Origin of the sequence: Bacillus sp. FDAARGOS_1420 (assembly GCF_019344915.1) — a bacterium.
In the GTDB taxonomy this organism is placed as follows: Bacteria; Bacillota; Bacilli; order Bacillales; family Bacillaceae_G; genus Bacillus_A; species Bacillus_A mycoides.
In genome coordinates, this window is sequence record NZ_JAHWJB010000002.1 from 597,883 (window position 1) to 622,253 (window position 24,371).

The window sequence follows — 24,371 nt, forward strand, 5'->3', positions numbered from 1 at the left end:
AATGGAGATAGTTTTTGAAGATTTCCAAGAGGCTTTATCGAAAATAAAATCGCTACGAGAAAGCGCTAATATAATAGAAGAAACTGTTCAAAGAAGTGTAAGTGAAATTGTTCAAAACGTAAGGGAGAGTAAAGATGAGGCTTTATCGTTCTATACAAAAAAGTTTGATGGTGTAGAGACAAAAGATTTTCGTGTAAGTGAGGAAGAAATAAAACAAGCAAGTAAGTTTGTAGAACAAGCTTTTTTAGAAGCGTTAAAAGAGGCGAAGAAAAATATTATCTCGTATCACGAAAAGCAAAAAAGACAATCTATGTTTGATTGCGTGAGTGAAGGGATAATTAGAGGGCAGCTTATTCGTCCGTTAGAAAATGTAGGTGTATATGTGCCGGGTGGGACTGCTTCGTATCCTTCATCAGTATTAATGAATGTATTGCCAGCAAAACTCGCAGGAGTGAAAAAAATTGTAATGGTAACACCGCCGAAGCAAGGAGGAATTGATCCGCATATTTTAGCTGCTGCAAGTCTTGCAGGTGTAGATGAAATATATATGGCCGGTGGTGCTCAAGTAATTGCTGCTCTAGCATATGGAACGGAATCGATTCCTAAAGTAGATAAAATAGTTGGACCAGGGAATTTATATGTCGCGCTAGCGAAGCGAGAAGTATATGGGATAGTCAATATCGATATGATTGCTGGACCATCAGAAATTGTAGTTATCGCAGATGAAACAGGAAATGCCGAATATATTGCTGCTGATTTATTATCACAGGCAGAACATGACGAGAGGGCAACAGCTATTTGTATTACAACAAATATAAAGCTTGCTAAAGAAGTAGAAAGAGAAATAGAAAGGCAGCTAGAGACGTTGCCTAGAAGTGAAATTGCTCGTGAATCCATAAAAAGAAATGGAGCAATTTTTATTGTCCCTTCTTTAGAAGAGGCGTTTCATTTATCAAATGAAATCGCTCCAGAACATTTAGAGTTACACATAAAAGAGCCAATGAATGCTCTAGCTTATGTAAAGCATGCTGGATCAATTTTTCTTGGTCCATATGCACCTGAACCGCTCGGAGATTATTTGGCGGGGCCGAATCACGTATTACCGACAAGTGGAACGGCAAGATTCTTTTCTCCGTTATCCGTCGATGATTTCGTAAAAAAATCAAGCTTCGTTTCGTATACGGAAGAAGCGTTAAGAAGTGTACAGCATCATATTGTAGAACTTGCAAATAAAGAAGGTTTACATGCACACGCAAGAGCAATCCAAATTAGGTTTAAGGAGGAAGAATAATGCGCGAGTCTAGTCAAGTACGTGAGACGACGGAAACAAAAATTAAATTAAGTTTGCAACTTGATGAAAGTACGAATGTTTCTGTGCAAACAGGAGTTGGATTTTTTGATCATATGCTAACTTTATTTGCTAGACACGGAAGATTTGGTTTGCAAATTGAAGCTGAAGGTGATGTATTCGTTGATGCCCATCATACGGTTGAAGATGTTGGAATTGTACTCGGAACTTGCTTGAAAGAATCATTGCAAAATAAAGAGGGGATTAACCGTTACGGCTCAGCGTATGTACCGATGGATGAATCTTTAGGATTTGTAGCGATTGATATAAGCGGGCGCTCATATATTGTATTTCAAGGTGAATTAACAAATCCAAAGCTAGGGGATTTTGACACAGAATTAACGGAAGAATTTTTTAGAGCAGTTGCTCATGCTGCAAATATTACGTTACATGCTCGCATTTTATACGGAAGCAATACACATCACAAAATTGAAGCTTTATTTAAAGCGTTCGGTCGAGCGCTTAGAGAGGCAGTCGATAAAAATGCCAATATTAATGGTGTAAATTCAACGAAAGGGATGTTGTAATTGATTGCAATTATAGATTATGGAATGGGAAATATTCGTAGTGTGGAACAAGCATTAAAATATATTGGAACAGAGTACATCATAACGGATGATAAAAAAGAAATATTGAGAAGTGATGGAGTTATTTTACCAGGAGTAGGCACATTTCCGAAAGCGATGGGCGTTTTAGAAGAAAAAGATTTAGTATGTGTGCTAAAAGAAGTTGGGAGTTTAGGAAAACCGCTTCTGGGTATTTGCTTAGGAATGCAGCTTTTATTTGAAAAAAGTGAGGAATTACAAAATTGTAACGGATTAAATTTATTGCCAGGTGTTATTCGAAAGTTAAAAGTTCCTTATAAAATTCCACATATGGGGTGGAATGAATTAAAAAAAGAAGGAGAAATATCGCTTTGGAATGGAGTAGAGGACGGTTCTTTCGTATATTATGTCCACTCTTATTATGCAGATTGTCCGAATGAAATTGTGTATGGGGCAAGTGAATATGGAGTGAAAGTACCTGGTTTTGTAGCAAAAGGAAATATATTTGGCGCACAGTTTCATCCTGAAAAAAGTGGGGAAATTGGGATGCGAATGTTAAAAAATTTCAAAGGGGTGGTAGAAGCATGGAAATCTTCCCAGCTATCGATATAAAAGAAGGACGATGCGTCAGGCTTTATCAAGGAGAGTTTAGTAAAGAAACGGTGATGAATGAAGATCCAGTCGCACAAGCAATCATATTTGAAAAACTTGGAGCGAAAATACTACACGTTGTTGATTTAGATGGAGCAATTGTTGGGGAGTCAGTAAATTTACCTGTCATTGAAAAAATATGCAAGGCGGTACGTATTCCAGTGCAAATTGGAGGAGGAGTTCGGTCACTCGCGGCAGTGGAGAAGTTGTTGTCAGTAGGTGTGGAAAAAGTGATATTAGGAACGGCTGCCCTTTACGATAAATCATTTTTAGAAGAAGCGGTTCGTCTATATAAGGAGCAAATCATAGTTGGAATTGATGCGAAAAATGGTTTCGTAGCAACGAGGGGCTGGTTAGATGTGTCTGAAATTTCGTACATCGATTTAGCGAAGCAAATGGAAAGTGTAGGTGTTCAAACGATTGTGTTTACGGACATTTCAAAAGATGGGACACTTGCAGGACCAAATTTTGAGCAATTAGAGTTACTGCAAAAAAGCGTGGGTATTCGTGTGATTGCATCTGGAGGTGTCGCATCTATTCAACATGTGAAAAGATTAAATGATATGAACATATATGGCGTCATTATTGGGAAGGCACTTTACGAGAAAACGATTGATTTAGAAAAAGTGTTACAGGTAACAAAACTATGTTAGCAAAACGAATTATTCCATGTCTAGATGTGAAAGAAGGGCGGGTAGTAAAGGGTGTGAATTTTATAGGGTTACAAGATGTCGGTGATCCTGTTGAAATAGCCGCATTATATAATGATGCGGGAGCAGATGAAATCGTATTTTTAGACATTACTGCGACGCATGAAGGGCGAAAAACGATTATAGATGTTGTAGAAAAAACGGCTTCAAAAGTATTCATACCTCTCACAGTTGGCGGGGGGATTTCAAGTGTTAAAGATATGTACAATTTACTAAGAGCTGGAGCAGATAAAGTTTCAATAAACTCAGCGGCAGTGAGAAATCCGAAGTTAATCCAGGAAGGTGCGGAACATTTTGGCTCACAATGTATTGTCGTAGCAATCGATGCTAGAAAAGTAGCAGAAGATAAATGGAATGTATACGTAAATGGCGGAAGACTTAATACGGGAATGGATGCAATCGAATGGGCGAAGCGCGTTGCCCAGCTCGGGGCAGGAGAAATTTTGTTGACGAGTATGGATGCAGATGGAACGAAAAACGGATATGATCTTCGTTTAACAGGAGCAATTTCAAACAGCGTTTCTGTTCCAGTAATCGCATCAGGGGGATGTGGTCATGTGAATCACATTATAGAAGTATTTCAAAAGACAACAGTTGATGCAGCATTAGCAGCATCAATCTTTCATTATGGTGAAGCGACTGTACAAGATGTAAAGAGAAAATTAAGAGAAGCAAACGTTGAGGTGCGGTTATGAAACCTAATTTTGCAAAAGGATTGATACCAGCTGTTGTTATCGAGGAAGATACGAAAGAAGTTTTAATGTTAGCTTATATGAATGAAGAAGCGTATGACAAGACGCTGGAAACGAAAAGAACATGGTTTTATTCCCGTTCGAGACAATCGTTATGGAATAAAGGAGGTACATCGGGAAATGTCCAATATGTGCAATCACTTTATTTAGACTGTGATCAAGATGCAATCGTTGTTGTCGTAAAGCAAGTAGGGCCTGCTTGCCATACGGGAGAAAAAACGTGTTTTCACTACAAAATTATATAGGGGGATACATATGGAAGATATCCTTAAGTTATTATTTGAAACAATTGAAGAACGAAAGAAAAATCCACTCTCTGAATCATATACGAATTATTTATTTTCAAAAGGTGAAGATAAAATTTTAAAGAAAATTGGTGAGGAGTGCACCGAAGTAATTATTGCGTCTAAAAATAATGATAAAGAAGAAATAGTAAAAGAAATGGTTGATGTGTTCTATCACTGTTTTGTTCTATTAGCCGAAAAAAATATTCCATTAGAAGATGTCATGCAAGAAGTGAAAGAAAGAAATGGAAAGCTTTCGCGAGTAGGGGACAGAAGAGAAATAGATACATTATAAGGGGGAATATGGATGAAAGTGGACTATCACATTCATTTAGAAGAAGGGCCATATTCAATAGGGTGGCTAGCTAAAATAAATGATGCGCTACAATATTTTGAACCGCTTAAAGAAGAAAAACATTCTATGGAATGGCTTATGAAAACACAAGAACGCCTGCAAAGACGTGTGAAGGAAGGTCCATTTACAGCGAAATGGATTGATTTATATTTAGAAGAAGCTGTGCGAAAAGGTATAAAAGAAGTTGGCATTGTCGATCATTTATATCGTTTTCATGAAGCGAAAGGATATTATGAAAAGTATGTAGATATTAGTGATTCTAAGCTTGGTCGCCTGCAAAAAGAATGGTTAGATCAAGTAAGAGTAACGTCTATTTATGATTTTACAAAGGCGATTGAAGAGGCAAAAGAGCGATGGAGTAAACGAGGGATAACGCTCAAACTTGGAATTGAAGCGGATTATTTTATCGGGGGTGAACAAGAGTTAAAAGGTTTACTAGCATTAGGAGACTTTGATTATGTAATCGGTTCGGTCCATTTTATAGATGGATGGGGATTTGATAATCCAGATACGAAAGAGTATTTTGGTACGCATGAGTTACATACTTTATATCACACGTTTTTCGCTACAGTTGAAAGTGCTGTTCGTTCCGAGCTTTTTGATATTATAGCTCACCTCGATAACATAAAAGTATTTAATTATCGATTGGATGAGAATGAACAGCTTTCTTATTATAAGGAAATTGCTCGTGCGTTAGTGGAAACAAATACAGCAACAGAAATAAATGCGGGATTGTACTATCGATATCCTGTGCGCGAAATGTGCCCAAGTCCGCTTTATTTACAAGTATTAGCTAAGCATGGAGTTCCGATTACTCTATCCTCAGATGCCCATTATCCGAATGATTTAGGAAAGTATGTGGAAGAGAATATAAAGACATTACGCAATCATGATATTTCTCACATAGCTACATTTACGAAACGAGTAAGAACGATGAGATTGCTTGAAGAAGAAGGAATAATTTCAAAATGAAACAAGATTTTTTGATGAAAATCACCCTTTTTGTTCAAAATAAGAAAGAATGAAAAGGAGGATGAAAAATGGCGAAACAACAAAATAAACAAAACGTACAAGCGGCAGGTCAAGCCTATACTTCTGAAACAAATAATACTGCTAACTCAGTTATTGAGGAACAAATTAGCGATACAGTTGCAGAAGGAACAATCGATGCGAAGCTTGGGAAAGAATCGCAAGAAAAAGCGTAAAAAGAGGGGAGAGTTGCATCTCCTCTTTTTTTATGGAAAAGTGTCGATTTTCAAAACTATAATCAAATTCCTTGGTTTTTATATGTAGATTTCTTACAATGAAATATAAGAGATATCATATTTTGTATAGAAGAGGTGTTAGTAGTGGCGAAAATATTAGTAGCAGGAAAAATTCCAGAAATCGGATTAGAATTATTGAAAAATCATGATGTAGAAATGTACAATAAAGAAGAATTAATTAGTGTAGAAGAGTTAGCAGAACGTGTAAAAGATAAAGATGCACTTTTAAGCTTACTTTCTACGAAGGTATCGAAAGAGGTTATTGACGCAGCACCAAACTTGAAAATTATCGCAAATTATGGTGCTGGTTACGATAATATTGATTACACATATGCAGGAGAAAAAGGAATTGCGGTAACGAATACACCGAAAGTATCAACTGAAGCGACAGCAGAATTAACATTTGCACTTCTTTTAGCAGCGGCACGTAGAATTCCTGAAGGTGATACGTTATGTCGTACAACTGGATTTAACGGATGGGCACCGTTATTCTTCTTGGGCCGCGAAGTACACGGTAAGACAATCGGAATTATTGGCCTTGGAGAAATCGGGAAGGCAGTTGCAAAGCGTGCGAGAGCATTTGGAATGAATGTTTTATATACAGGACCAAATCGAAAGCCTGAAGCTGAAAGTGAACTGGAAGCGACATACGTAACGTTGGAAGAATTATTACAAACAGCGGACTTTATTACAATTAACTGTGCTTATAATCCGAAATTACATCATATGATTGATGAAGAACAGTTTAAAATGATGAAGAAAACAGCATATATTATAAATGCTTCACGTGGACCAATTATGAATGAATCAGCACTTGCTCATGCACTAAAAACGAATGAAATTGAAGGTGCAGCTCTTGATGTATTTGAATTTGAACCGAAAATTACAGAAGAGCTAAAAGGATTAAAGAATGTAGTACTTGCTCCTCACGTAGGAAATGCAACATTCGAAACACGTGATGCAATGGCTGAAATGGCAGTAAGAAATATTTTAGCTGTATTAAATGGTGAAGAACCTGTAACACCTGTAAATCAAAAAGTATTAGTTACAAAATAAAAAAGAAACCTTCCGAAATACGGAAGGTTTTTTTATTTTTCTTTATTCGCTTTTTTAGAAGGTCTTTGTCTAATAAATTGAGATAACATATACAAAATGTATAGTGGAATGGCAATGAATAAGAAAACAGAAATGTTGCCAAAACTTGTTTGGTACATTGTGATAATAATTCCAACTAAAAATAGTGTAATAATTATGCTATATCGTGGAATTGGTACATCTTTTAAACTTGGGATACGAACACGGCTCACCATTAAAAATGCGAACGTTACAAATACGGTAATGAGAACGATTTTTGGAATGGTATGTGAAAATAATGTTAAGAAAGCAACAAGCCCTCCTGCTGCAGTAATCGGAACTCCAGTGAAATATTTCATAGAAGTAGAAGATGGTGTTACATTAAATCGTGCTAAGCGATATGCTCCGAACAGAGGGAATAATCCCGCTATGTATAGTCCAATGATTCCGTAGTTGGAAAAAGATGTGTAATACATTAAAACAGCAGGTGCTGCGCCAAATGTTACAACATCCGCGAGTGAATCAAGCTCTTTTCCCATTTGTGAATCAACGCGTAATAAACGAGCGACACGACCATCAAGACTATCTAACATCATCCCGATCAGTACTAAAATAGCAGCTGATTTATAATATCCTAAAGATGCATAGCCGATTGACAAAAATCCGCTATATAAATTCCCGAGCGTAAATAAGTTTGGAATAGCTGCTCTATACAAAATCTGATCCCTTGCTTTCTGTTATAAATTCTTAATTAGTGTATGAAAGTTTACTTATTTTATCATACCATAAATTTCTTTCTCAAACGAAAAAAATTCCCAATTTGTGAAAGATTTGAAGTGTAAGTAAAAAAGAAGCAACTTTTCACAAAGTTGCTTCTTACATTATTCAAATTTCGTTGTCATCGTTCCAGTTTTATATCGATTGTTAGGATCGAACCGTAATAAATCTCCATAAATCAGTTTGTCAGAGAGTTTTAAATCTGTTTTTGCTTTTTCAATATACGGCTGACATAGCGCTACATCTGCCTCTTCACCGGAGCTTTTTTTGTAGCACATATTTTTTGTGTACACATAATCCTCTGTTACAAAACTACCATCGCGCATTACCATAAGAGGATCTTTTTCTTTTATAAATAAGTCAGTTCCAAATTCAACTGATTGATTCGTTTTAATACCAAGTAAATGAAGTAACGTTGGCTTAATATCAATTTGACCAGATACTTTAGAGCTGACTTTTCCTTCTTGGCCAGGCACATGAATAATGAGAGGGACGCGTTGTAATTGCATAGAATCAAACGGTGTAATAGCGTCTTTCCCAAGGAACTGAGCCATAGCTGCATTATGGTTTTCAGAAATGCCGTAATGATCACCATAAATGACAATAACGGAATTATCATATAGTCCTTCGTCTTTCAATTGTTTAATAAATAATTTAAGAGCTTCATCCGTGTAACGAACGGTTGGGAAGTAGCGATTTAAAACACCACTTTCGGAATTAAATTCATCAACATATTGATCTTCTGGATTTAGAAGAAATGGAAAATGATTTGTTAAAGTAATAAATTTCGTATAGAACGGTTGTGGTAAAGATTTTAATTTTGGAATAGATTGTTCAAAGAACTCTTTATCTTTTAATCCCCAGCCGACAGACATTTGTTCAGTGCCTGCGTAATCATTTAAATTAAAGTAACGATCATATCCAAGCGCTGGATACATTACGTCACGATTCCAAAACGTTTTATCGTTTGAATGGAAGACAGCAGAAGAATATCCGTATTTCTTTAATTGTTCTGGTGTGGCAGTGTATTCATTTGTTGCATGAGTAAAGAATACAGAACCACGGTCTAACGGATAAAGGGAATTTTCAACGATAAATTCAGCATCAGAAGTTTTACCTTGTCCCGTTTGATGATAGAAGTTATCGAAATAAAAACTATCTTTTATAAACTCATTTAAAAATGGAGTAATCTCTTTTCCATTTATTTTTTTATTAATAACAAAACTTTGTGTAGATTCCATTGAAATTAAAATTACATTTTTACCCTTTGCAGCTCCAAATAAGTTTTTATCAACTTGTTTATCTTTTGAGTCTGTATAGTTTTTAATTTCAGAGAACCCGTCTCCACTTGCAAATACACGCTCAGCTGAAGACTTAGATTGAAGTGTAATATCAAATAGATGATATGTGTATAACCCTAAATTTTTCACGACAGTTTGACGATCAAATGAGCGTGAGAACATTTGTGGTTTATATATAACTGAAACAACAATTTGTAGTGCTAATAATACTGTTACACCGCTAAAGAAAGTTCGCTTCTCAGAGCGAGAAAGGGGTGTTTTATCACCAAATGATGGGAATTTACGCGAAATAAACATTAAAATAATTGCGTCTGCAAATAAAAGTAATGTTTTATACGTAAAGAGTTCTTTTATACTCGTCCCTAAGTCAGCCATATTATTTGTTTGGAATAAAACAGGGAAAGTAACAAAATCGTTATAGAACCCGTAAAACATTGCATTTCCAAATAAAATAAATGACAGTATAAAACTAATTACAATAATAATTCGGTTTCGGTACTTAGATGCAAGTAAAGCGAAACCAAAAAATAAAAGTAACGAAGCTAGTGGATTAATAAAAAGCATAAACTCTTCAAAGAAGTTATCAATTCTAATATCAAATGCTAGCTTGTACACAATATATGTTTTTATCCATAATAAAACGACTGCAACTAGTGCAAATCGCAGTTTTGGAAACAGATTTTGTAGCATAATATACTCCTCTCCTAAAAGCATGACGGTTCTTGTGAGCCGGTTTGATTAGCGCCTCATTTTATATATACGAACAGTCCTTTGTTATTATGTTTATTATACTATGAGTATCATTATACGAAAATAAAAGAGAGTTGTGGGCTTTTTTATAATAATTGAGTAGAAAAAGGGCAGTGGGAGACAATAAAACGGAGTTTCTATGTATGATAATTATCGTGCGCAAAAAGAATCGAGTAATAAAACGGAGGTTATAATGCGAAAATTATTATATTTTATAGTATGCAGTAGTGTTATACTTTTTGCTTCACCGAGTGTGTCGGTAGCACAATATGATGCACCCCTTATGGAAGATGCCCTTTATTCTGTTTTATTTCCAAAAATAAATAAGGCAATTGAAAAACAATATGGGAGCTTGAAGCCTTATCAATGTCCTAAAATTATTAGTTTAAAAAAAGTGTATAGTGGTACATATTTATTTCAAGCGAGTATTGAAGTAACGAAGTATGAACAGGTTGGTGGGAAAATTGTTCCACCATTTGAGAAGGTAACGATTACATTTAATAACGAAGAGGGCGAATGGGAAGTGACAAAGGTTTCAGTAAAGCGCTTACCAAATGATACAAAATTAAACTGTAAAAAAACAATATAAAAAATTGTTTGACAAATAAAATGGTCCTTTGGTATTGTTAATAGCAACAATTAGATGTTTGAAAATTAAATAGACTTACCTCATCTACTCTCAAAGGTAGAGGCCGCGATAGGAAAGAGTAAGCTATGGGAGATTTAGTGGAATCTGTGATCATAGGTTGAAAGGGACTATTGCCGAAATATAAGAATAACCATCTTATTCATATATTGGGACTGCATTGAATAAATGTAGTACTGTCATAAGATTTATTTTATGAAGAGCTATTTGGAGATGTTGATGCGGTTTCTTATTTTGAGAAGATAACAACTCGTTTATTTTTTCAATATATATTTTTCCTAATAAGAAACGCGTGTGAACATTGTTCCGCGCGTTTTTTGTCTATCTAAAAGCGTGCTGCAATGAATAGAAGATTGGGGTTATGAGTTTTAGAGGAAATAAGGGAGGAATTTAAATGTATTTACACGGCACAAGCCGAATCAATGGGCAAGGGCACTTAGAAATTGGTGGGTGCGATACGACGCAGCTAGCAAAACAATACGGAACACCACTTTATGTATACGATGAAGAGTCTATTCGAGGAAAGTGCCGCGCGTTTCATCGTGCTTTTAAAGAAAGTGGTTTCTCTTATCAAGTAGCATATGCAAGCAAGGCGTTCTTGTGCATGGAGATGTGCCGAGTAGCTCGTGAAGAGAATATGTCTTTAGATGTTGTTTCTGGAGGAGAATTATATACTGCGCTCCAAGCTGGTTTTCCGGCATCGCGTATTCATTTTCACGGAAATAATAAAACAGAAGAAGAAATGATTATGGCTCTTCAGGCGAATATCGGTTGTTTTGTAGTAGATAATTTCTTAGAATTAGAAATCTTGCACGATTTAGCAATGCAACATGGGAAATTTGTGAACATATTAATCCGTGTAACGCCTGGAGTAGAGGCACATACACACGAATATATAACAACAGGTCAAGAGGATTCGAAATTTGGATTTGGTGTTTCAAATGGTCAAGCGATGCAAGCAATTGAGCTTGCCTTGCAAAAATCAAATTATAATGTGCTAGGAATTCACTCGCACATCGGATCACAAATATTTGAAACGGCTGGATTTGTTCGAGCAATTGAAGTACTCCGCCAATTTTTAGAAGAAGTGAGAGAGCGAACACATTATGTGATGAAAGTATTAAATGTGGGCGGAGGTTTCGGTATACGTTATACGGATTCAGATACACCGTTAACACTTGAAACGTATGTGCACGCTGTAACAAGTACGATAAGAGAACAATTTACATTATGTGAATATCCGCTTCCAGAAGTATGGATTGAACCAGGTCGTAGTATCGTAGGTGATGCGGGAACAACCCTTTATACAGTCGGAGCGGTGAAAGAGATTCCTGGCATTCGGAAATATGTTTCAGTCGATGGTGGAATGACAGATAATTTAAGACCAGCTCTATACGGAGCCCGTTATGAGGCGATGTTGGCGAATCGAGGGAATGATGAGAATGAGGAACTCGTTTCGATTGCTGGGAAATGCTGTGAAAGTGGAGATATGCTGATTTGGGATATTAACTTACCGCAAGTTGCTTCTTCTGATTTACTAGCAATTTCTTGTACGGGGGCATATGGGTACTCGATGGCGAATAATTATAATCGTATTCGTAGACCAGCTGTCGTCTTTGCAAAAGGCGGGACGTCACAAATTGTCGTAGAACGTGAAACATATGAAAATATCATTGGGAACGATCGCATACGTATTAAAGAGCTGGTGTGAATGAGAAAGAAGGAGTTGTCTAGTAAAGGCAACTCCTTTTAAAAAAAGAAAAATAATTAAATATATCGGAAAACTAGGATTGAAAAAAATCAGAATTGTGATAAAATACAAATACAAAGCTTATCAAGAGAAGCTGAGGGAACTGGCCCTACGAAGCTCGGCAACCTGCTTATAGAAAGCAAGGTGCTAAATCCAGCAAAATGGAATCCATTTTGAAAGATAAGGTAAAATATATTACCGAACAGTCTTTTCGAAATGGGAAAGATTTTTTTTATGAATAAAAAGGGGGGGCTGTTTGCGTGAGCGTACGGGAGCATTTTGATGAAGTATCTGAGAAAATTCAAGCGATGCTTGCTGATATGAAATATGGTTCCATTACAATTGTTGTGCAAGATGGAAAAGTGATTCAATTAGAAAAAAGTGAAAAGGTTCGTTTAAAGTAAAAAGCGCTGACTAGAAAAACTAGAGGCGGTTTTAATCTATTTTTAATAGGTTAAAGCCGTCTTTTTGCTTTTACAGGGGGAAAAAACATGTTGACGTACGAAACGTGGAAAGAAAATAGTGTTTCATTTTCTGAAGAAGATGAAACGAAAGGCGCGCTATCAGTATTAAGTTGGGCTTATAACGAATATAAAGATGAAATTGTATATGCATGTAGCTTTGGGGTGGAGGGAATGGCTTTATTGCATCTTATAAACCAAGTAAATCCATCTGCTAAAGTTGTATTTTTGGATACAAATGTTCATTTTCAAGAAACGTACGAATTAATTAAGAAGGTACGCGAGAGATTTCCTTCATTAAATATTATAGAAAAACAGCCAGAACTTACACTCGATGAACAAGCGAAGCTTCATGGAGAGAAGTTATGGGAAAGTAATCCGAATCTTTGCTGTAGTATTAGAAAAATTTTACCGTTAGAAAAATCATTAGCAGCGGAAAAAGCGTGGATATCAGGCTTAAGAAGGGAACAATCAGAAACGCGTAAGCATACACAGTTTATAAATCAAGATCGTCGTTTTCAATCTATTAAAGTTTGTCCGCTCATTCATTGGACTTGGAAAGAAGTTTGGCGATATGTATATAAACATAGTTTGCCGTATAACCCATTGCATGATGTTGGCTATCCGAGTATTGGGTGTGAGAAATGTACATTACCTGTAGGTGATGGTGGCAACTCAAGAGATGGAAGATGGGCTGGGAAAATGAAGACGGAATGTGGCCTTCACTTTCAATGAGATAGATTTTGAAATAAAGCTAAGAAGGGATATAAGAAGATGAGTACAACAAATGAATTAGTAAACCGCATTGATGAAACATATGAAATATCGAACATTGTAAAGGAAATCGAGATAGACAAAATTGCACTTAGTGATTTAGAACTTTTGGCGACAGGAGGATATAGCCCTCTTACAGGATTTTTAGGGGAGAGAGATTATGATTCAGTAGTAGAAACGCTTCGTTTAGCAAATGGTAGCGTATGGAGTATACCGATTACACTACCGGTAACAGAAGAAGTAGCGGAGAAACTGCAGGTTGGAGAGGAAGTAAAACTTGTCAACGCCGGAAATGTATATGGTGTTATTCAAATAGAAGATATTTTTGTACCAGATAAAGAAAAAGAAGCGTTACTTGTATATAAAACGACGGATGAAGCACATCCAGGGGTGAAAAAATTATATGAACGACCAAATGTTTACGTTGGAGGAGCTATTATTCTTACAAAACGCTTTGGAAATAATCCGTTTCCTTCTTATCATTTAGATCCAATTGAAACGAGAGAAGAATTTAAAAAACGCGCTTGGAAAACAGTAGTTGGATTTCAAACGAGAAACCCAGTACATCGTGCCCATGAGTATATTCAAAAATCTGCCCTTGAAATTGTAGATGGTCTCTTTTTAAATCCGCTCGTTGGGGAAACGAAGTCAGATGATATTCCTGCTGATGTAAGGATGGAAAGCTATGAAGTATTACTTCAAAACTATTATCCGAAAGATCGTGTCTTTTTAGGTGTATTTCCTGCAGCAATGCGTTACGCAGGACCAAGGGAAGCGATATTTCATGCACTAGTAAGAAAGAACTTTGGTTGTACCCACTTTATTGTAGGGCGTGATCATGCTGGGGTAGGAGACTATTACGGAACATATGAAGCGCAGGAAATCTTTACGAATTTTACAGTAGAAGAGTTAGGGATTACGCCGTTATTTTTTGAACATAGTTTTTACTGCACGAAATGTGAAGCAATGGCTTCAACGAAAACATGTCCGCATGGAAAAGAAGACCGTGTCATCTTATCGGGTACGAAAGTACGAGAAATGTTAAGGAATGGTGAGATTCCGCCAAGTACATTTAGTCGTAAAGAAGTAGTGGAAGTGCTAATTAAAGGTTTGAAAAAAGAAGTAGTAACAGAATAGGGAGAGAATGAGATGGATACGAATATTACTTGGCATACAGCTTCTGTTTCAAAAGATGAGAGAAGAGTGAAGAATGGGCATCACAGTTTTGTAGTTTGGTTTACTGGTTTATCAGCTTCGGGTAAATCTACAGTAGCGAATGCGGTTGCTCGCAAACTGTTTGAAAAGAATATCGGAAATTATGTGCTAGATGGGGATAATATTCGCCAAGGTTTAAATAAAGATTTAGGTTTTTCTGAAAGTGATCGCATGGAAAATATAAGACGTATTGGTGAAGTGGCGAAGTTATTTGTAGATCAAGGAACTGTTGTCCTTACAGCGTTTATTTCACCATTTCGAGTAGACCGAAAACAAGTTAGGGAACTATTAGCTGCAGATGAGTTTATAGAAGTGTTTGTAAAATGTCCAATTGAAGAGTGTGAGAAACGTGATCCGAAAGGACTTTATAAAAAGGCGAGAAAAGGTGATATTAAAGAGTTTACAGGTATCGATTCACCGTATGAGGAACCAAAACAAGCAGAATTAATTGTAGAAACGCACAAGTATTCTATTGAAGAATGTGCAGAGCAAATTGTGAAGTACTTACAAGAGCGTAGTTTCATATAGGGGGATAAAAGATGAGTTATGAAAAAGTGTGGGCTAATAATGAAAAATTAAATCAAACAGAGAAAAAGAAATTAGAGAAAGACGGATTAGAAATCTTTAATGATATTCCTTACTATGCGGAGAATGGATTTGAATCTATTCCGAAAGAAGAGTGGGACGCTTTTAAATGGGCGGGATTGTATTTGCAAAGACCGAAAGAAGCGGGCTATTTTATGATGCGTGTCAACATTCCTTCTGGAATTATTACAAATGCGCAGGCAGAGGTGCTGGCTTCCATTGCTGAAGATTATGGGCGTGATGTGTTAGATATTACGACAAGACAGGCGATTCAGTTTCATTGGTTAGAAATTGGGCAAATTCCGGATATTTTTAAGAGGTTAGCTAGAGTTGGTTTATCTTCAGCAGGGGCATGCGGTGATATTACGCGTAATATTACAGGAAATCCACTTGCTGGAATTGATGCGAATGAACTATTTGATACAACATCGATTGTTAAAGAAATATACGATTACTTCCAACATAATGAAGAGTTTTCTAATCTACCACGTAAATTCAAAATGTCTATTAGTTCTAACATTTATAATTCAGCAAATGCAGAGATTAACTGTGTGGCGTTTACACCTGCTACGAAAGAAATAAATAGTGAGGAAAAGGTTGGGTTTCATATAAAAATAGGCGGAGGATTATCAGCTCGTCCATACTTAGCGGAAGAATTAGATGTATTCGTTTTACCAGAAGAAGTGAAGGCAGTGTCGATTGCAATTGCTACTATATTCCGTGATTTTGGATATCGTGAAAAACGCCACTTAGCACGTTTGAAATTTCTTGTCGCTGACTGGGGCGCTGAGAAATTTAAAGAGAAACTAGTAGAATACACAGGCCCATTGCAAAGTAAAGGGGAAAGTGCTCTCAAAGGATGGAATGCAGGATACTTTTATGGCGTTCAAGATCAAAAACAAGCAGGATTAAAGTATGTCGGCTTTAATGTACCAGTAGGGCGTTTACACGCAGAGGAAATGTTTGAGATTGCAAGAATTGCAAAGAAATATGGAAACGGGCAAATTCGAACTTGTAACTCACAAAACTTCATTATTCCGAATGTTCCGCCAGAAAATGTTGCAGGATTATTAAGTGAACCGTTGTTTGAAGCAATTTCAGCAAATCCGAAATCGTTTATCGGTCATGCGGTTTCATGTACTGGCATTGAGTATTGTAATCTTGCGCTAGTAGAAACGAAAGAAAGATTACGCAAAATCGCAGAGTACTTAGATACACAAATTGCACTCGATGTTCCAGTTCGAATTCATATGGTAGGATGCCCGAACTCATGTGGTCAACGTCAAATTGCTGATATTGGTTTGCAAGGGATAAAACTGAAAACGAAGGAAAAGGGAATCGTTGAGGCGTTTGAAATATATGTGGGCGGAACACTATTAGACGGAGGAGCATATAACGAAAAGTTAAAAGGGAAAATAAATGGAGAAGATTTGCCGGATGTTCTCGTGTCCTTTTTAAGTTATTTCCAAAAGAATAAATTACTAGCCGAAACGTTTTATGATTTCGTAGGACGTGTTGGAGTGGAAGAATTACAAATTGTACTAAATCGTGTATTAGAAGAAGTAATAGCATCTTAGGAGGGGCAATATGGACTTATATCGATTTGAAGCTGTATTAGTAAATAGTATTGTTCCAATTGTTGTCGTTGCTCAGAGTGAAGAACAGGCATTTAAGCTTGCGGAAATTGAGCTTGAAAAACATTTTTTACCGTTACCAGAAGTGAAAGAGATTTCTTTGTTTGAAAAAAAGAAGATTCGAAAAGGGGCGGCATTTGTTATTCATGAGTAGAGAACATGTAATACGAAATAATAGTAACTTCCATTCGTGATGAAGAGTGGAAGTTTCATTTTATAGTAGAAATGAGGAGAGATTATGGGGAAGGTTTATATCGTCGGGGCGGGTCCTGGTGATCCGGATTTAATTACTGTTAAAGGGTTGAGATGCATCGAGAAGGCTGATGTTATATTGTACGACCGTCTCGTAAATAAAGAATTGCTTTCTCATGCAAAGCCTGAAGCGGATTTAATTTATTGCGGGAAACTCCCAAATTATCACACGATGAAGCAAGAGACAATTAACACATTTCTTATTAAATATGCGAAAAAAGGAAAAGTTGTAACGAGACTTAAGGGCGGAGATCCATTTGTATTTGGAAGAGGTGGAGAAGAAGCTGAAGCGTTAGCGAAGCAAAGTATCCCATTTGAAATTATTCCTGGTATTTCAGCTGGTATAGCTGCTCCTGCTTATGCTGGAATTCCAGTAACGCATCGCGATGCAAGTGCAAGTTTTGCTGTTGTGACAGGGCACCGGAAAGAAGGGGCTGAAGAGGAAGTGAAGTGGGAAAGTTTAGCGAAAGGTATAGATACATTAGCGGTCTATATGGGGGTTAGTAATTTACCTTACATATGTGAACAACTAATAAAACATGGAAAAGATCAAAGTACACCTGCCGCTATCATTGAGTGGGGAACGACATCTATGCAACGTACTGTTACAGCGACGTTAGGAACAATTGTAGATGTTGCCAAAAAAGAACGAATTCAAAATCCAAGTATGATTGTTATTGGAGAAGTTGTCCGTTTTAGAGAAAAGATACATTGGTTTGAGAAACAAACGGAAAATGCATATCAAGTAAGCGGAGTATTGTAAAATGAAGGCTGTTATATATATATGTCATGGAAGCCGTTTGAAAGCAGCAAAAGAAGAAGCGGTTGCATTTATTACGTCATGTATGAACCGTGTAGAGGCAAATATTCAAGAAATTTGTTTTTTAGAGCTAGCGAATCCTTCTATTGAAGAAGGATTTCGTACATGTGTGAAGCGTGGTGCTACAGAGATTGTCGCTATTCCTGTTTTTTTATTAGCGGCAGGACATGTAAAGAAAGATATTCCGTTTGAATTACGAAAGTTAAACGAGGAATATCCGGATATCAAAATAGTGTATGGTAATCCATTTGGTGTATCAGAAGTGCTTGTAAAAGCGGTATATAACGGAAGTGGTATTAAAGACTATAAAGAAGAAGTAACACTTTTGCTCGTTGCAAGAGGGAGTAGTGATCCGGAAACTTTACAAGACATAAAGTGGATTTCTTCTTTATTTCAAAAAGAAGAGAACATTAAAGAGGTGGAAGTTTGTTATTTAGCAGCCGCGGAGCCGAAGTTTGATGAGAGGTTGAAAGAAATTGTAGAACAAAAAGAACGGAACATTGTTGTGTTACCTTACTTATTATTTACAGGCTTACTCATGAAACATGTTGAGAAAGAAGTGCGTCAATATGAGTCGGAAGAGATAAAAATAAGTCCCTATTTAGGAAAGAATGTAGCGTTTCGAGAGATGTTAATTCAGAAAACAGAGGAAATATTGAAGGGAGATCAATATGTATCCACTTACAGTGCGAGTTGATAAGAAACGTGTTGTTGTCATTGGTGGAGGGAAAGTAGCGGGGTTTAAAATTATTCCTTTACTAAAACAAGGTGCGGATATTGTTGTAGTAAGTACAGAATTAGATGCAAATTTAGTGAAACTTGTAGAAGAAAAGCAAATTCGTTGGTATCAAAGAGAGTATGAGAAAAGTGATATTAAAGATGCTTTTTTAGTAGTTGCAGCGACTAGTGATTCGGTACTAAATGAACAAATTGCTGAAGATGCCGCAGTGAATCAATTGGTAAATGTTATTACGAATCCGGAAAGTGGAAATGTTCATTTTCCGGCGGCAATTCATCGTGGATTGCTTAATGTAGCTGTTTCTACTGGAGGGGCAAGTCCGAAACTTGCAAAAAAAATTCGTGATGATATCGCAAATAAATATGATGAGAAGTATGAATCGTATCTTGATTTTTTATATGAAGTTAGACTAAAAGTGAAAGAATTACAAGTAGAGAAAAGGCAAAAAAATATATTGTTACAAGAAGTATTAAAGTCGATATATGTTCAAAGTGAACAAAAAAGAGAGCTTTTTTTACAAGAATTAGAGAGGGGAATTTATATAGGATAGTGAGTGAATTGTGCTTTACAAATATAAAAATATAATTTATAATCACAAGTAACTTCAAAAGATGAAATCGATGAGCAAGAAGAGTACGTATATTTGATGCGTTCAGAGAGCTGGGGTAAGGTGTGAGCCCGGTACGATAAAATATACAGAATGGGCTTGCGAGAGGTATGCTGAACATTGCAGTAGGCAACCCGGGTTCCGCCGTTAAAAGGATAGGGTATCGGAATTTTCCTGTACCTGAACAAGTGGGATTTATTGATCCAATTGAGGTGGTACCACGGTATTCTATTACATATATCGTCCTCTACATGCATATTTGCGTGTAGGGGACTTTTTTATTTTCTAAAGGAGGTGTGCGAGTATGAAATGAAAGTGTATAATTGATAAAAGTTATAATATTCAGAAAAGGAGAATTTATGATGAAAGAAACACAGCAATGGACGTCGAAAATTGGCTTTGTACTCGCAGCAGCCGGAGCCGCAGTAGGTCTTGGTGCAATATGGAAGTTTCCATATGTTGCAGGTAATGGTGGGGGAGGCGCATTCTTCCTTGTATTCTTACTATTAACTTTATTTATTGGTATGCCTCTTCTTTTAGCTGAATTTGTTATTGGCCGTAGTACTCAAAAAGAGGCCGTTACAGCTTATAAAGTATTAGTACCGAATAGCAAGTTATATCCTTGGATTGGTCGTATGGGGGTTGTTACTTGTTTTAGCGTACTATCTTTTTATAGTGTTGTAGGTGGATGGATTTTACTTTATTTATACTATAGTGTCACAGGTAGTTTTTGGAACGGAGTAGTCGATTATGGACAATTGTTTGCTGAAACAATTTCAAATCCAGTAAGTGCGATTGGGGCGCAATTCATCTTTATGCTTTGTACCATTTTTGTTGTTAGTAAAGGTGTGGAAAAAGGCATAGAAAAAGCAAGTAAGTACATGATGCCGTTATTATTCATTTTATTTATTGCTATCATTATTCGTGCATTAACACTTGATGGTGCTATGGCTGGGGTAGAGTTCTTCTTAAAACCAGATTTTTCAAAGCTTACAGCAGATACGATTTTATATGCGATGGGGCAATCTTTCTTCTCACTAACGGTAGGTGCCTCGGTAATGGTAACGTATAGTTCGTATTTAAAGAAAGAAGAGCATTTAGCTAAATCAGCAACATCTATTGTAAGTTTAACTGTATTTATTACAGTACTTGCAGGGTTAGCGATTTTCCCAGCGATTTTCGCATTAGGAGTTAAACCGACAGAAGGACCAGGGCTACTGTTTATCGTTCTTCCTGCTGTCTTTGCAAAAATTCCATTTGGACAATTTTTCTTCATTATGTTTTTAGTTTTATTCTTCTTTGCGACTTTAACATCTGCGATTTCAATGCTTGAAATTGTAGTAGCATCTGTTGCGAAAGATAATGAGAAGAAGCGTCCGTCAGCTTCGTTATTAATTGGTATTCTTATTTTTGCAGTTGGAATTCCATCAGCGTTATCGTTTGGAATTATGAGTGATGTGAAAATATTTGGTAAGACATTCTTTGATTTCGTCGATTTTTCGGTAAGTAATGTATTACTGCCACTCGGAGTACTAGCCATTTCGCTATTTGTACCAAATAAAATGAGTAAAGAGCTATTAATGAAGGAATTAGAAGTTACGGAAACGAAAGGGAAAACATTGTTTAATATTTGGTTCTTCTTGCTTCGTTATGTTATTCCGGTAACTGTAATTATCGTATTTTTAAATGCGGTAGGCGTATTTAAAATATTTGCATAATAAAAAGACGGAGATTTCTCCGTCTTTTTATTATGTTGTAGAAGTATTTAATAAGCGATTATATGCTTTATAAGCTGTGACAACTGCGATAAATGATCCAATTAAAAATAACGCTGAGCCGCCGAATGTAAATAACCGGCCGATGTATGTTTCTCTAGCTTCCTCTATTTCTTCTTGTAATTGTGTATTCATATTTATCACCCCGCAAAATATAGGCATTTAGTTGTAGTTTATGTAAAATGCCTAAAAAGTGTGAAGTAGTAAAAAAACTCGGTATGCACCGAGTTTTTTATAATCCGATATAAGGAGATGGATCAACTGCGTTTGTCTTACCGACATTCCATTCCCCAAGGTGAAGTTCGAAGTGTAAATGTTGTCCGTATGATTGGCCAGTGTTCCCCATAAATCCAAGTTGAGTGCCTTGTTTTACAGTTTGTCCATTAGATACAGAACGGCTACTCATATGTGCATATACAGTTGTATATGTTTTTCCGTTTATACGGTGAGATAAGTATACAACATTTCCGTAACTAGATGATAATTCTGAACGGATAACGACGCCATCTGCAGCAGCTACGATTGGCACTGTTCCTGAAGCTGCGATATCGATTCCTTTATGGTTATCTAAAGAACGTGTACCAAATCCTGAAGTTTTCGATCCAGCGGCAGGTTTAATAAATCCACCTTTGTTCGTATCTTGCGGTGTTGGTGCGGATTGTGTGCTTTCTTTAGCAGAAGCGGCTACCTGTTTTTTTGCTTCCTCAGCCTTACGTGCCTCTTCAGCTTTCCGCGCTTCTTCTGCACGTTTTTCTTCTTCAATTGCTTTTTGAACAGCTTGACGCTGGTTTTCTAAAATGCCTTTTGATTTTTCTAACCCTTCAATCTCTGAATCTACTTTTGCTACTTTCGTATGTAGATCGTTAATAAAAGTTTGTTGCTGTTGTTGGTTACTTTGTAACTCTTGTTGTTTTTGTACTAATTTTTGCTCGGATTCTTTCAATTGTTGCTCTTTTTTCTCAACAGCTTCTTTTTCTGTCGTAACAGCATTCTGATCACTTGTTTGCTTTTTCACAATATCTGTATCGTTATTTAAAATTAAACTTACAGAATACATATTATCAACAAGATCGGCAATATTTGCAGAACTTGTTATTACTTCTGTAATGATACTCGTACGAGGCTTTTCTTGCATAGATTGTAGTCGTTGTTTAATAACTTCCTGTCGTGTATCTATGTTCGTTTGTAATTGCTCTATATGTTTCTTTTTTTCAGTAATAACTTGCTGTGTGTTGCTAATTTCTTTTTTTGTATCGTTTAATTCAGCTTCGTTTTTATTAATAGAAGTAGTTAATTCGTCGATTTTCTTTTGTAATTCCTGGATTTCTTTTTCTATTTGTTCTTTCTCAGCTGATTTATTTTGTAAGTCATTTTGTTTGCCTTCTAATTCGGATTGAATATTAGATAATTTATTCTCATTCGTTTCAGCGTATACGGGTGAAAGTAACGGGGAAACGAAAATCGTTCCAGCTGCTAAAACACTAAATGCTGCAAATTTCTTTTTCATGGTTGTCTTGCTCCTTTCCCTATGAATGTTATATATCATAAGAAGAAGAGTGTCTATCGTTGTAATCATAATGTAAAGAAAATTTTATAATTTTGCTAAGTTTTGTCGGAATTTAGTATCTTTTCGTAGTGTTTGTCATAAATTTAAAATTCTTGAATGTATAGAAAAAGATATCAATTTCTATATTTTTTTAAAAAAACATGGGAAATGATGGAGTTTTCCATAATGAAACAGTATTTTAAAAACCTATCAATCACTAGTGAGGAATCGATTTCATGTGAGGTTTTCTGACATGGAGTTTGTTTTTGTCAAGAAAATTATTTGCATTCGTGCAAACTTATTTTGTTGTCAGATTTTAAATTTTGATTTATGATTTTCAACAGGGACAAAATGTAGTGAATTGTCGAATAATATGTAATACTCTTAATTTCAAGTTTTATAGAGATAGAATGAGAGATAGAGTGACACATCGAAGAGGGGGTTACCACAAGTATGAAAAGAATAGGACTTGCATGGCAAATTTTAATAGGACTTGCGCTTGGTATTGCAGTTGGGGCGATTTTCTTTGGCAATCCGGAAGTGGTGAAGTACTTACAACCAATTGGTGATATTTTCATCCGATTAATTAAGATGATTGTTGTACCGATTGTTGTAGCGAGTATTGTTGTTGGGGTTGCTGGTGTTGGCGATGTTAAAAAGTTAGGTCGACTAGGCGGAAAAACAATTATTTACTTTGAAATTATTACAACGATTGCAATTGCTGTCGGTCTATTAATAGCAAACATTTTCCAACCTGGAAAAGGCGTTGATATGGATAAGTTAACAAAAACAGATATTTCTAAATATACACATACGACAGAGCAAGTACAAAGTCATTCGTTCGCAGATACGTTTGTAAATATTGTTCCGACGAACATTATGAAATCATTAGCTGAAGGTGATATGCTTGCTATTATCTTCTTCTCAGTATTATTTGGTTTAGGTGTAGCAGCAGTTGGTGAGCGTGGCAAACCAGTTCTACAATTTTTCCAAGGTGTAGCAGATGCAATGTTTTATGTAACGAACCAAGTTATGAAGTTTGCACCATTTGGTGTATTCGCATTAATTGGTGTTACAGTTTCTACATTCGGATTAGCTTCATTAATTCCATTAGGGAAATTACTCATTGTAGTATATGGGGCAATGATCTTCTTCGTTGTAGTTGTATTAGGACTTACAGCGAAAATCTTTGGAATAAACATTTTCCAATTCTTTAAGATTTTAAAAGACGAGCTGATCTTAGCGTATTCTACAGCAAGTTCAGAAACGGTTTTACCGAAAATTATGGAGAAAATGGAAAAGTTCGGTTGTCCGAAAGCAATTACATCTTTCGTTATTCCAACAGGTTATTCATTTAACTTAGATGGATCAACTTTATATCAAGCAATTGCGGCAATTTTCTTAGCTCAAATGTACGGTATTGAATTATCCATTACACAACAAATTACGTTATTACTTGTATTAATGGTTACATCAAAAGGTATCGCGGGTGTACCGGGCGTATCATTCGTTGTATTATTAGCAACACTTGGTACAGTAGGTATTCCAGCTGAAGGTTTAGCGTTTATTGCAGGTATTGACCGTATTCTTGATATGGCTCGTACAGCAGTTAACGTTGTAGGTAACTCTTTAGCGGCTGTAGTTATGTCTAAGTGGGAAGGTCAATATGACGCTGAAAAAGGACAAGCCTATTTAAAAGAGATATCTGAAAAGGGTCAAGCAGCTTAATTATAATATGAACAAGCTCTCACATAA

The 24,371-nt window shown here is 36.2% G+C and carries 27 protein-coding genes, 2 riboswitches and 1 other annotated feature; of the genes, 23 read left to right on the top strand and 4 right to left on the bottom strand.

The genetic code is table 11. The features are described 5' to 3' along the window. Position 1: 1 nt before the first annotated feature. From hisD to I6L50_RS13405, 10 genes are all read left to right on the top strand, one after another. Complete coding sequence (gene hisD, locus I6L50_RS13360) at positions 2-1,291, top strand: histidinol dehydrogenase (RefSeq protein WP_219301797.1); 1,290 nt, start codon at positions 2-4, stop codon at positions 1,289-1,291. Then, entirely contained in the window at positions 1,291-1,875 is a 585-nt protein-coding gene (gene hisB, locus I6L50_RS13365) for an imidazoleglycerol-phosphate dehydratase HisB (RefSeq protein WP_002030662.1), read from the top strand. The genes hisD and hisB overlap by 1 nt, the downstream gene beginning before the upstream one ends. Beyond that, the gene (hisH, locus tag I6L50_RS13370) at positions 1,876-2,505 is read left to right on the top strand and encodes an imidazole glycerol phosphate synthase subunit HisH (protein WP_002011707.1); all 630 of its coding nucleotides are present in this window, start codon (positions 1,876-1,878) and stop codon (positions 2,503-2,505) included. Next, positions 2,478-3,197, top strand: coding sequence for a 1-(5-phosphoribosyl)-5-[(5-phosphoribosylamino)methylideneamino]imidazole-4-carboxamide isomerase (gene hisA / locus I6L50_RS13375; protein WP_215552692.1), 720 nt, complete (start codon positions 2,478-2,480; stop codon positions 3,195-3,197). Before hisH ends, hisA begins: the two co-directional genes overlap by 28 nt. Next, positions 3,191-3,949 (top strand): imidazole glycerol phosphate synthase subunit HisF, encoded by a 759-nt coding sequence (gene hisF, locus I6L50_RS13380; protein ID WP_219301798.1) that lies wholly within the window; start codon positions 3,191-3,193, stop codon positions 3,947-3,949. Before hisA ends, hisF begins: the two co-directional genes overlap by 7 nt. After that, positions 3,946-4,251, top strand: a complete 306-nt coding sequence (gene hisI, locus I6L50_RS13385; RefSeq protein WP_002086731.1) for a phosphoribosyl-AMP cyclohydrolase — start codon at positions 3,946-3,948, stop codon at positions 4,249-4,251. Before hisF ends, hisI begins: the two co-directional genes overlap by 4 nt. A gap of 10 nt (positions 4,252-4,261) precedes the next feature. Then, positions 4,262-4,585, top strand: a complete 324-nt coding sequence (gene hisE, locus I6L50_RS13390) for a phosphoribosyl-ATP diphosphatase (RefSeq protein WP_002011702.1) — start codon at positions 4,262-4,264, stop codon at positions 4,583-4,585. Positions 4,586-4,597: 12 nt separating this feature from the next. Beyond that, complete coding sequence (locus tag I6L50_RS13395) at positions 4,598-5,617, top strand: histidinol phosphate phosphatase domain-containing protein (protein ID WP_002030669.1); 1,020 nt, start codon at positions 4,598-4,600, stop codon at positions 5,615-5,617. Positions 5,618-5,685: 68 nt separating this feature from the next. After that, positions 5,686-5,850, top strand: a complete 165-nt coding sequence (locus I6L50_RS13400; protein ID WP_002193236.1) for a YozQ family protein — start codon at positions 5,686-5,688, stop codon at positions 5,848-5,850. Positions 5,851-5,985: 135 nt separating this feature from the next. After that, positions 5,986-6,966 (top strand): 2-hydroxyacid dehydrogenase family protein, encoded by a 981-nt coding sequence (locus I6L50_RS13405; protein ID WP_002011699.1) that lies wholly within the window; start codon positions 5,986-5,988, stop codon positions 6,964-6,966. A 32-nt stretch (positions 6,967-6,998) separates the two neighbouring features. Here the strand turns inward: I6L50_RS13405 and pssA are convergent, their stop codons facing one another. Next, positions 6,999-7,700, bottom strand: coding sequence for a CDP-diacylglycerol--serine O-phosphatidyltransferase (pssA, locus tag I6L50_RS13410; protein WP_002011698.1), 702 nt, complete (start codon positions 7,698-7,700; stop codon positions 6,999-7,001). A gap of 165 nt (positions 7,701-7,865) precedes the next feature. Then, positions 7,866-9,752: an LTA synthase family protein gene (locus I6L50_RS13415; RefSeq protein ID WP_219301799.1), complete on the bottom strand. Its 1,887-nt coding sequence runs from the start codon at positions 9,750-9,752 to the stop codon at positions 7,866-7,868. A 253-nt stretch (positions 9,753-10,005) separates the two neighbouring features. Here I6L50_RS13415 and I6L50_RS13420 point away from each other — a divergent pair, with 253 nt between their 5' ends. From I6L50_RS13420 to I6L50_RS13475, 12 genes are all read left to right on the top strand, one after another. Next, a complete protein-coding gene (locus I6L50_RS13420; RefSeq protein ID WP_016092994.1) occupies positions 10,006-10,401 on the top strand; it encodes a DUF3888 domain-containing protein in 396 nt (131 codons plus the stop codon). A gap of 89 nt (positions 10,402-10,490) precedes the next feature. Next, positions 10,491-10,672, top strand: a riboswitch (Lysine riboswitch). A gap of 180 nt (positions 10,673-10,852) precedes the next feature. Further along, complete coding sequence (lysA, locus tag I6L50_RS13425; protein WP_219301800.1) at positions 10,853-12,169, top strand: diaminopimelate decarboxylase; 1,317 nt, start codon at positions 10,853-10,855, stop codon at positions 12,167-12,169. Positions 12,170-12,286: 117 nt separating this feature from the next. Then, positions 12,287-12,395, top strand: a riboswitch (SAM riboswitch). 73 nt (positions 12,396-12,468) lie between these two features. Beyond that, positions 12,469-12,612 (top strand): YezD family protein, encoded by a 144-nt coding sequence (locus I6L50_RS13430; protein WP_000116159.1) that lies wholly within the window; start codon positions 12,469-12,471, stop codon positions 12,610-12,612. 87 nt (positions 12,613-12,699) lie between these two features. Further along, entirely contained in the window at positions 12,700-13,404 is a 705-nt protein-coding gene (locus I6L50_RS13435) for a phosphoadenylyl-sulfate reductase (protein ID WP_219301801.1), read from the top strand. Between the two features lie 39 nt (positions 13,405-13,443). Continuing rightward, a complete protein-coding gene (gene sat / locus I6L50_RS13440) occupies positions 13,444-14,580 on the top strand; it encodes a sulfate adenylyltransferase (protein ID WP_113937016.1) in 1,137 nt (378 codons plus the stop codon). A gap of 12 nt (positions 14,581-14,592) precedes the next feature. Next, the gene (gene cysC / locus I6L50_RS13445; protein ID WP_002011691.1) at positions 14,593-15,186 is read left to right on the top strand and encodes an adenylyl-sulfate kinase; all 594 of its coding nucleotides are present in this window, start codon (positions 14,593-14,595) and stop codon (positions 15,184-15,186) included. An 11-nt stretch (positions 15,187-15,197) separates the two neighbouring features. Further along, complete coding sequence (locus I6L50_RS13450) at positions 15,198-16,820, top strand: nitrite/sulfite reductase (protein ID WP_219301802.1); 1,623 nt, start codon at positions 15,198-15,200, stop codon at positions 16,818-16,820. A 10-nt stretch (positions 16,821-16,830) separates the two neighbouring features. Beyond that, positions 16,831-17,031 carry a DUF3906 family protein gene (locus tag I6L50_RS13455; RefSeq protein ID WP_000366913.1) on the top strand — a complete coding sequence of 67 codons (201 nt, stop codon included), beginning with the start codon at positions 16,831-16,833 and terminating at the stop codon, positions 17,029-17,031. Between the two features lie 84 nt (positions 17,032-17,115). Next, the gene (gene cobA / locus I6L50_RS13460; protein ID WP_219301803.1) at positions 17,116-17,892 is read left to right on the top strand and encodes a uroporphyrinogen-III C-methyltransferase; all 777 of its coding nucleotides are present in this window, start codon (positions 17,116-17,118) and stop codon (positions 17,890-17,892) included. A gap of 1 nt (position 17,893) precedes the next feature. Then, the gene (locus I6L50_RS13465) at positions 17,894-18,646 is read left to right on the top strand and encodes a sirohydrochlorin chelatase (RefSeq protein WP_002030685.1); all 753 of its coding nucleotides are present in this window, start codon (positions 17,894-17,896) and stop codon (positions 18,644-18,646) included. Beyond that, complete coding sequence (locus tag I6L50_RS13470; RefSeq protein WP_002166092.1) at positions 18,621-19,238, top strand: NAD(P)-binding protein; 618 nt, start codon at positions 18,621-18,623, stop codon at positions 19,236-19,238. Before I6L50_RS13465 ends, I6L50_RS13470 begins: the two co-directional genes overlap by 26 nt. Before the next feature lie 61 nt (positions 19,239-19,299). Then, positions 19,300-19,546, top strand: a binding site (T-box leader). Between the two features lie 111 nt (positions 19,547-19,657). Beyond that, the gene (locus tag I6L50_RS13475; RefSeq protein WP_002086712.1) at positions 19,658-21,013 is read left to right on the top strand and encodes a sodium-dependent transporter; all 1,356 of its coding nucleotides are present in this window, start codon (positions 19,658-19,660) and stop codon (positions 21,011-21,013) included. Positions 21,014-21,043: 30 nt separating this feature from the next. Here the strand turns inward: I6L50_RS13475 and I6L50_RS13480 are convergent, their stop codons facing one another. After that, positions 21,044-21,205: a hypothetical protein gene (locus tag I6L50_RS13480; protein WP_002158647.1), complete on the bottom strand. Its 162-nt coding sequence runs from the start codon at positions 21,203-21,205 to the stop codon at positions 21,044-21,046. A 97-nt stretch (positions 21,206-21,302) separates the two neighbouring features. Beyond that, positions 21,303-22,577 carry a murein hydrolase activator EnvC family protein gene (locus I6L50_RS13485; protein ID WP_219301804.1) on the bottom strand — a complete coding sequence of 425 codons (1,275 nt, stop codon included), beginning with the start codon at positions 22,575-22,577 and terminating at the stop codon, positions 21,303-21,305. 492 nt (positions 22,578-23,069) lie between these two features. Between I6L50_RS13485 and gltP the strand changes: the two genes are divergently transcribed. Continuing rightward, complete coding sequence (gene gltP / locus I6L50_RS13490; protein WP_002086711.1) at positions 23,070-24,344, top strand: glutamate/aspartate:proton symporter GltP; 1,275 nt, start codon at positions 23,070-23,072, stop codon at positions 24,342-24,344. The last annotated feature ends 27 nt before the right edge of the window (positions 24,345-24,371 follow it).

Excerpts from the sequence above, each read along its gene's own strand:
- hisD (WP_219301797.1), top strand. The coding sequence starts at position 2 with ATGGAGATAGTTTTTGAAGATTTCCAAGAGGCTTTATCGAAAATAAAA.
- hisB (WP_002030662.1), top strand. The coding sequence starts at position 1,291 with ATGCGCGAGTCTAGTCAAGTACGTGAGACGACGGAAACAAAAATTAAA.
- hisA (WP_215552692.1), top strand. The coding sequence starts at position 2,478 with ATGGAAATCTTCCCAGCTATCGATATAAAAGAAGGACGATGCGTCAGG.
- hisF (WP_219301798.1), top strand. The coding sequence starts at position 3,191 with ATGTTAGCAAAACGAATTATTCCATGTCTAGATGTGAAAGAAGGGCGG.
- hisI (WP_002086731.1), top strand. The coding sequence starts at position 3,946 with ATGAAACCTAATTTTGCAAAAGGATTGATACCAGCTGTTGTTATCGAG.
- hisE (WP_002011702.1), top strand. The coding sequence starts at position 4,262 with ATGGAAGATATCCTTAAGTTATTATTTGAAACAATTGAAGAACGAAAG.
- I6L50_RS13395 (WP_002030669.1), top strand. The coding sequence starts at position 4,598 with ATGAAAGTGGACTATCACATTCATTTAGAAGAAGGGCCATATTCAATA.
- I6L50_RS13400 (WP_002193236.1), top strand. The coding sequence starts at position 5,686 with ATGGCGAAACAACAAAATAAACAAAACGTACAAGCGGCAGGTCAAGCC.
- I6L50_RS13415 (WP_219301799.1), bottom strand. The coding sequence starts at position 9,752 with ATGCTACAAAATCTGTTTCCAAAACTGCGATTTGCACTAGTTGCAGTC.
- I6L50_RS13420 (WP_016092994.1), top strand. The coding sequence starts at position 10,006 with ATGCGAAAATTATTATATTTTATAGTATGCAGTAGTGTTATACTTTTT.
- lysA (WP_219301800.1), top strand. The coding sequence starts at position 10,853 with ATGTATTTACACGGCACAAGCCGAATCAATGGGCAAGGGCACTTAGAA.
- I6L50_RS13435 (WP_219301801.1), top strand. The coding sequence starts at position 12,700 with ATGTTGACGTACGAAACGTGGAAAGAAAATAGTGTTTCATTTTCTGAA.
- sat (WP_113937016.1), top strand. The coding sequence starts at position 13,444 with ATGAGTACAACAAATGAATTAGTAAACCGCATTGATGAAACATATGAA.
- cysC (WP_002011691.1), top strand. The coding sequence starts at position 14,593 with ATGGATACGAATATTACTTGGCATACAGCTTCTGTTTCAAAAGATGAG.
- I6L50_RS13450 (WP_219301802.1), top strand. The coding sequence starts at position 15,198 with ATGAGTTATGAAAAAGTGTGGGCTAATAATGAAAAATTAAATCAAACA.
- I6L50_RS13455 (WP_000366913.1), top strand. The coding sequence starts at position 16,831 with ATGGACTTATATCGATTTGAAGCTGTATTAGTAAATAGTATTGTTCCA.
- cobA (WP_219301803.1), top strand. The coding sequence starts at position 17,116 with ATGGGGAAGGTTTATATCGTCGGGGCGGGTCCTGGTGATCCGGATTTA.
- I6L50_RS13465 (WP_002030685.1), top strand. The coding sequence starts at position 17,894 with ATGAAGGCTGTTATATATATATGTCATGGAAGCCGTTTGAAAGCAGCA.
- I6L50_RS13470 (WP_002166092.1), top strand. The coding sequence starts at position 18,621 with ATGTATCCACTTACAGTGCGAGTTGATAAGAAACGTGTTGTTGTCATT.
- I6L50_RS13475 (WP_002086712.1), top strand. The coding sequence starts at position 19,658 with ATGAAAGAAACACAGCAATGGACGTCGAAAATTGGCTTTGTACTCGCA.
- I6L50_RS13480 (WP_002158647.1), bottom strand. The coding sequence starts at position 21,205 with ATGAATACACAATTACAAGAAGAAATAGAGGAAGCTAGAGAAACATAC.
- I6L50_RS13485 (WP_219301804.1), bottom strand. The coding sequence starts at position 22,577 with ATGAAAAAGAAATTTGCAGCATTTAGTGTTTTAGCAGCTGGAACGATT.
- gltP (WP_002086711.1), top strand. The coding sequence starts at position 23,070 with ATGAAAAGAATAGGACTTGCATGGCAAATTTTAATAGGACTTGCGCTT.